This window comes from Rothia sp. HMSC069C03 (assembly GCF_001811075.1).
Classification (GTDB): domain Bacteria; phylum Actinomycetota; class Actinomycetes; order Actinomycetales; family Micrococcaceae; genus Rothia; species Rothia mucilaginosa.
Window position 1 is genome coordinate 23,477 of record NZ_KZ627118.1, and the last position, 6,480, is coordinate 29,956.

General features: G+C 60.8%; 5 protein-coding genes. 1 reads left to right on the forward strand and 4 read right to left on the reverse strand.

What is annotated here, in order from left to right; all coding sequences use genetic code 11:
- Window positions 1-16 precede the first annotated feature (16 nt).
- Both HMPREF2779_RS00325 and hflX read right to left on the reverse strand, forming a co-directional pair.
- Window positions 17-2,089 (reverse strand): ATP-dependent DNA helicase, encoded by a 2,073-nt coding sequence (locus HMPREF2779_RS00325; RefSeq protein WP_105360528.1) that lies wholly within the window; start codon window positions 2,087-2,089, stop codon window positions 17-19.
- Window positions 2,086-3,807 (reverse strand): GTPase HflX, encoded by a 1,722-nt coding sequence (gene hflX / locus HMPREF2779_RS00330; protein ID WP_105360529.1) that lies wholly within the window; start codon window positions 3,805-3,807, stop codon window positions 2,086-2,088. The genes HMPREF2779_RS00325 and hflX overlap by 4 nt, the downstream gene beginning before the upstream one ends.
- Before the next feature lie 143 nt (window positions 3,808-3,950).
- Between hflX and HMPREF2779_RS00335 the strand changes: the two genes are divergently transcribed.
- Window positions 3,951-4,574 carry a class I SAM-dependent methyltransferase gene (locus tag HMPREF2779_RS00335; protein ID WP_105360530.1) on the forward strand — a complete coding sequence of 208 codons (624 nt, stop codon included), beginning with the start codon at window positions 3,951-3,953 and terminating at the stop codon, window positions 4,572-4,574.
- 125 nt (window positions 4,575-4,699) lie between these two features.
- Here the strand turns inward: HMPREF2779_RS00335 and dapF are convergent, their stop codons facing one another.
- Together dapF and HMPREF2779_RS09035 are read right to left on the reverse strand one after the other, a co-directional pair.
- On the reverse strand, window positions 4,700-5,635 hold the full coding sequence (gene dapF, locus HMPREF2779_RS00340; RefSeq protein ID WP_105360531.1) for a diaminopimelate epimerase: 936 nt from the start codon (window positions 5,633-5,635) through the stop codon (window positions 4,700-4,702).
- A gap of 161 nt (window positions 5,636-5,796) precedes the next feature.
- On the reverse strand, window positions 5,797-6,480 hold a 684-nt coding region (locus HMPREF2779_RS09035; RefSeq protein ID WP_369825406.1), incomplete at its 5' end, for an acyltransferase family protein.

Genomic DNA, 6,480 nt, shown 5'->3' on the forward strand with positions numbered 1-6,480 from the left:
GATCTTCTTACCCGATCTAACGCTCAATACTCGCCGAAAGCCGAGCCAGCGCATCGGTCACCGCGGCCTTATTCTGCGTCGACCACATCGGCGGCATCGCCTTCATTAAGAAACCGCCGTAGCGTTTAGTCGCCACGCGAGAATCCAGCACAGCCACCACGCCGCGGTCAGACACCGAACGGATTAGGCGACCGGCGCCCTGCGCCATGCGAATCGCCGCGTGGTGAGCAGAAACCGCCATAAAGCCGTTACCGCGGTGACGGTTCACCGCCTCCGTACGAGCCTGCGCAATCGGGTCATCCGGGCGCGGGAACGGAATGCGGTCCATCACCACCAGGCGGCAAGAGTCACCGGGAACGTCCACGCCCTGCCACAGGCTCATCGTTCCGAACAGGCATGAGTCAACGTCCTCGCTGAACTCCTCCACCAGGGCCTTGAGTGAAGACTCACCCTGCAGAAGAACGTTCAGGTCGCTATGCTCACGCATGTACTCGGCGGCACGCTCGGCGGCACGCTTCGAGGAGAACAGGCCCAGGGCACCGCCCTCCGACGCCTCGCACAGCTCACGCAGACGCTCCAGCTGACCCTCATGCACACCAAATCCCGGAGGTTTCAAATCCCCGGCAACATACATGATGCCCTGCTTGCGGTAGTCGAAAGGCGAACCCACGTCGATGCTCGTCCAGCGCGGCGCGCCCTCGCCCTGCAGTCCCAGGGCGGCGGCTGCAACGTCAAAAGAGTCACCCACCGTCAGGGTTGCGCTCGTCAGAATCACGGTGCGGTCAGCAAATAGACCGTCACGCAGCTGCAAACCGACGCTCAACGGGGCGATGTTCAGGGTCGCCGGGTCGGTATCGGAAGCAGCAACGTAGCGGCCATTCTCCCAGCCACCCTGACGAGAAATCCACAGCACGTCCTGCTCGCCCGAAGCCTCCAGAATGCGGCTACTCATATCGTGCACCTCAGAGACACGCGAGCGTGCCATCTGCAGGCCGGCGTCAACATCCTGACCATCCGGCTTCGTATCGGACAGGGCGGTGCGGGCGGCATCATTGACCGCAGAAATAGCGGTTAAAAGGCGACCGTCCAGGCCCTTCAGCAGGCCCTCGGCAAGACCCTCGAACGCGGTCTCCAGGATGCCGGCTGCCATTTCCAGTGCGCCGGAATCAGCCTTCGAATGCTTCTTCACGCTACGTGCCGCACGGCGAACCATCGCAACCGTCAAAGAACCAGACACGGCACCGGTCACGCGGTCCACCAGCTCATGAGCCTCATCAATAATGACCGTCTCATGTTCGGGCAGAACCTTCATGCCTTCAAAAGCGTTAATTGCCAGCAGGGCGTGGTTCGTGATGACAATGTCAGCCTCAGCGGCACGGCCACGCGCCATCTCGCTAAAGCACTCTTCCACCAGCGGGCAGCGGCGGCCCAGACACTCGGCGGCACTGACCGACACCTGAGCCCAGGCACGGTCAGAGACGCCGGGCTTCAACTCATCACGGTCGCCGGTCTCCGTACGGTCAGCCCACTCGCGCAGGCGCACCACTTCCTCACCCACGCGGGAGGTCGAAGAAGGCATGTCAAAGAGAACATCCGGCTCGTCTTCCGGGTAGCCGCCCTCCAGCTTGTGCAGGCAGAGGTAGTTATTGCGGCCCTTGAGCAGAGCAACCTGCGCCTGCGACTCCGGGCGCGGCTCCAGCGCTTGTAGAAGACGCGGAATATCGCGGTTCACGATCTGCGCCTGCAGGGCAAGAGTCGCCGTCGCAACCACAATCGGCTGGTCCGACTCCCCCACCCGCGCCAGGGCAGGAACCAGGTAGCCCAGGGACTTACCGGTACCGGTACCCGCCTGGACCAACAGGTGACGCTGCAGTTCAAGAGCCTGCGCCACATGCGCCGCCATGATGCGCTGACCGGCACGGTTCTGACCGCCGGTGGCGGCAACCGCCTCGTCCAGCAGGGTCAGGGCATCCTTCGCTCCGGGCAGGGTCTCAAGCTCCTGCCCGGTGAATCGGGTGCCGCCGGTCGCAGATCCGGGTACGGTTCCCGGGGCGTTTTTGGGCGCGTTGATGCTCTCGGTCACGCTCATACGCCCCTAGAGAGCCTCGGGGTAGAGGACTGGTCGGAAACAGATGCGGTCGCTTCAGCCAGGGCCTGTGCCTCCGCAAGTTCCTCTTCCAGAACCTCCAGCAGGTCGCTCTCCAGCACATACTCGGACAGTTCGGAGGCGACATCCTCACGGACCAGAGCCACCACGAAAGTGCCGTCCGATACGAAATCGGTGCTCTTAATTTCGGCATCCCACTCGTGCAGGCGCGAAATAATCTCACCGTGCGAGTACGGAATCAGCAGCTTCACCTCAATGGAGGGGCGCGGAATGGTGTCCGCAATCTTCTGCTTCAGCTCATCAATGCCCTCACCGGTACGCGCCGAAACGATTACGTGCTCCGGCTCGCGCTGGCGCAGACGCTCCAGCACGAACGGGTCGGCGGCATCCGCCTTATTCAGCACAATAATCTCGGGGATATGGCGGGCGTCAACCTCCGCAATGACCTCGCGGACAGCACGAATCTGCCCCTCCGGGTCCGGGTGCGAAGCATCCACCACGTGCAGGATGACGTCAGCGTCAGCGACCTCTTCCAAGGTGGAACGGAACGCCTCCACCAGCTGGGTCGGTAGCGAACGCACGAAACCCACCGTGTCAGAGAGGGTGTAGCCGATACCGTCCGGGGTCTGAGCCTTACGGACGGTCGGGTCCAGGGTCGCAAACAGGGCGTTCTCCACGAGCACGCCCGCATCGGTCAGACGGTTCAGCAGGGAGGACTTACCCGCGTTCGTGTACCCGGCAATAGCCACCGAAGGCACACGGTTACGGCGACGGTTCAGACGCTTCGTCTCACGCGCCGGCGCCATCGCAGCGATCTCACGCTTAAGCTTCGCCATGCGAGCGCGCAGGCGGCGGCGGTCCATCTCAATCTTGGTTTCACCGGGACCACGCGAACCGATACCCTCACCGGCTGCGGCACGGCCACCCGCCTGACGGGACAGGGAAGCACCCCAACCACGCAGACGCGGCAGCATGTACTCCAGCTGAGCCAGCTCAACCTGCGCCTTACCCTCGCGGGATTTAGCGTGCTGAGCGAAAATGTCGAGAATCAGGGCAGTGCGGTCAATGACCTTGACCTTCACGATGTCTTCGAGAGCACGACGCTGCGAGGGAGCCAGTTCGGAGTCGACAATGACGGTGTCGGCGCCAGTCGCCTCCACAATGTCCTTGAGTTCCAGCGCCTTACCGGAGCCGAGGAAGGTGCCGGGGTCCGGCTTGAGTCGGCGCTGAACCAGGCCGTCCAGAACCTCGGAACCGGCGGTTTCAGCCAGTGCCGCGAGCTCACGCAGGGAGTTCTCTGCGTCCTCTACGGTGCCTTCAGTCCACAGACCAGCCAGCACCACGCGCTCCAGGCGCAGCTGGCGGTACTCGACCTCGGTGACGTCTTCAAGTTCGGTGGAGAGGTTCGCGATACGGCGCAGTGCGCGGCGCTCAGCGAGATCTTCCTGGTCACCGTCATATTCGGAGTGTTCGCGCTGAACGTCAGAAATTTCGCGCGCGCGAGTATCCAGCACACGGCGGCTATTGTTGCCGTGAGTGCTGGAAGAGTTATCGCTGTGATGTGCGGTACCGGCGGCGTCATAAGTAGTGACGGAGGCGGCGGCCTGGGAGCGGCCCAGAACGCGGTCTACGGTGCGGCGCAACTGCTCATCGCTAGGCAGCTTTTCGGTATCAGATACGGGGGTGTTCTTAGAATTCATACGACTATAATTCTACCGCCGTTGCCCGCATCAGGTAGGGGGTTTGGTCGCCTGTGCGCTCAGGGCGTGCAAGCTGCTGACCTGCCCCGTGCATTCTCTGCCCGTGTGCGGCGGGTTCTTGCCCTACCGGTACACTGGATAGCATGAGCGAGCAGCATTATTTCTCTGAAACCCCCGAGACCGAATTCAAGCCCCGCCCCGTGCTGGTGGAGCTTGCCGGCCGCAAGGTCACCGTCACCACAGCTAACGGCATTTTCAGCCCCTCCGGTATTGATAAGGGCACCGCTATTTTGCTGCAGGAAGCACCCGACCCGCAGGGCGAACGCATGCTCGACATCGGCTGCGGTTGGGGCCCCATTACCCTGACCCTGGCGATGCTCGCACCGCAGGCGCAGGTGCACGCGGTGGATGTGAACTCCCGCTCCATTAGCCTGACCGAACGCAACGCCGCCGCTCTCGGCCTGTCCAACGTCACCGTCGGAACCCCCGAGTCGGTTGACCCCGAACTGCGTTTTGACACCATCTGGTCGAACCCGCCAATTCGCGTGGGCAAGGAGGTTCTGCACGAGATCCTGCTGACCTGGCTACCGCGCCTGGCGCCCGGTGGTGACGCCTACTTGGTGGTTCAGAAGAACCTAGGCTCCGATTCTTTGCAGAAGTGGATGGACGCGCAGCTTGGACAGCTGCACCCCGGCGAGTTTGAGGTGTCGCGCTATGCGACCTCGAAGGGCTTCCGTATTCTGCAGGTGCACCGCTACGAGGATTAAAACCTCTGGCACTCATTGCTTAAAAATATAAAAGCGGCGGGTGTTTTCTGAATGTGTTATCAGAAAACATCCGCCGCTTTTCTCTATAAAATCTCTGCTCTAAGACTGCTCGCTATCGCTACAGGCTATCGCAGCACGACGGTCGAAACCATCTGCGCCGGACCAGCCAGAACAACATGTTCCAGGTCGTCCGGGCCCAGCACGAAAGTCACCGCGAGGGTACCGCCGGGCACATGCACCAGCCACTCATCCGGTGCTTCCTCGCCGCCCCAGAAACGGGTCGCCGCAGCCGCCGCACACGCGCCGGTACCGCACGACAGAGTCTCGCCCACGCCGCGTTCGTGCACGCGCATACGGATAGCGCCCACCTGCGCGCCGCTCTCAACGTCCAGGTCGACCGGCACCACAAACTCAACGTTCGTACCGTTGACCGGGGCGGGGTTCACCTGAGGCAGGCTGTGCAGGTCCAGGCCGTCCAGCTTACCGTCGGAGCCGAGCATCACCACGGTGTGCGGGTTACCCATCGAAATGGACAGGCCAGCACGCGGAGTCTTCAGGCCGCGAGCAGACACCAGGCAGTCCTCGCCACCCTCACGGGCAGCCTCACCGTGAATGAAGCTCCACGGACCCATATCAATCGCGTAGCCCTCTTCGGTGCGCGCCACAGTCTTCACGCCGGCACGGGTACCAATCTTGACGGTCTCGCCCACCTCAAGCTCAATCAGGCCCTCAGTGCGCAGGTACTCCACGAACGCGCGCACACCGTTGCCGCACATTTCAGCGATAGAGCCGTCACCGTTGCGGTAGTCCATGAACCAGACAGCGTCCGGGTGCTCCTCGAGCAGCTTCTGACCCGCGCGGGAGGCGGTGCTGCGGGCAGCACGAATGAAGCCGTCCGCGCCAATGCCGAAGTGTCGGTCGCAGGCGCGGGCTACCAGCTCGGGGGTGAGAGCAATTTCTGCGTTCTCGTCCGTCAGAAAGATGAAGTCGTTGCCGGTGCCGTGACCCTTGGTGAGGGTCAGGCCTGCCAGCTCGCCCCAGATGGAAGGGTTCTCGCTCATATGCTGTCCTTAAGGTTGGTGACCTGTCCGTTTATGATTTTACCGCGCCAGATGGTGAACCTGGCATTCTTCCTCGGAAATACTTCTGCGGCTCCCGGTTTACTTGACGAGTTCATCAAGATCACCGAAAGCCGCAGAAATAGGTGGGATACTTTACCGGTTTATGAAGATGCCGCTACGGTGCCTGCGGGACGATTACGGCGAATGCGCAGAAGCTTTCGGTCCTTCAAAGCCAACGTAGGTTTCTCAACATACAGCCAAGACAGCCACGCCAAACCAACGGTGATAGCAAAAGTGATGATGGAGTTCAGAACCCAGCCCAGCGATGCACTACCGAAAATTGTCAACATAATCTGCACCGGGAACGCGTAGATGTACACGCCATACGAAATATCGTTATGTCGACACAGGTCGGTCTTAATCGCAGCGCTGAGAGCCAGGATTCCGTAAGCCACAGGCAGGTGCATGTACTGGGCAATACCAGGTGCAAACCATTGCAGAACAAATCCTAGAATCGTGACCACAATAGCCACAGTAGCGTTATAGCGAATACGCTTACCCCACATGTAGAGAATGACACCTGCGAAAAAGTAAGGATGCAGACGAAGAATATGCTCTACAAAACGATTAGGTTCACGCCCCATCAGTTCAAAAATCTGGTGCCCGAAAAATAGCCCAGCATAGATAACAGCAACCAGCCATTTTGCGTTCTTACGAATAAACCCAATGTAGAAAATCGGGATAAGCGCTAGATAAGCAAGGAATTCAAAACCCAGAGTCCAGGCTGACCCATTCCATGCGTGGGTGAAAGGGAGGTCAAGTACTGTGGAGTGGTGTAATCGTTT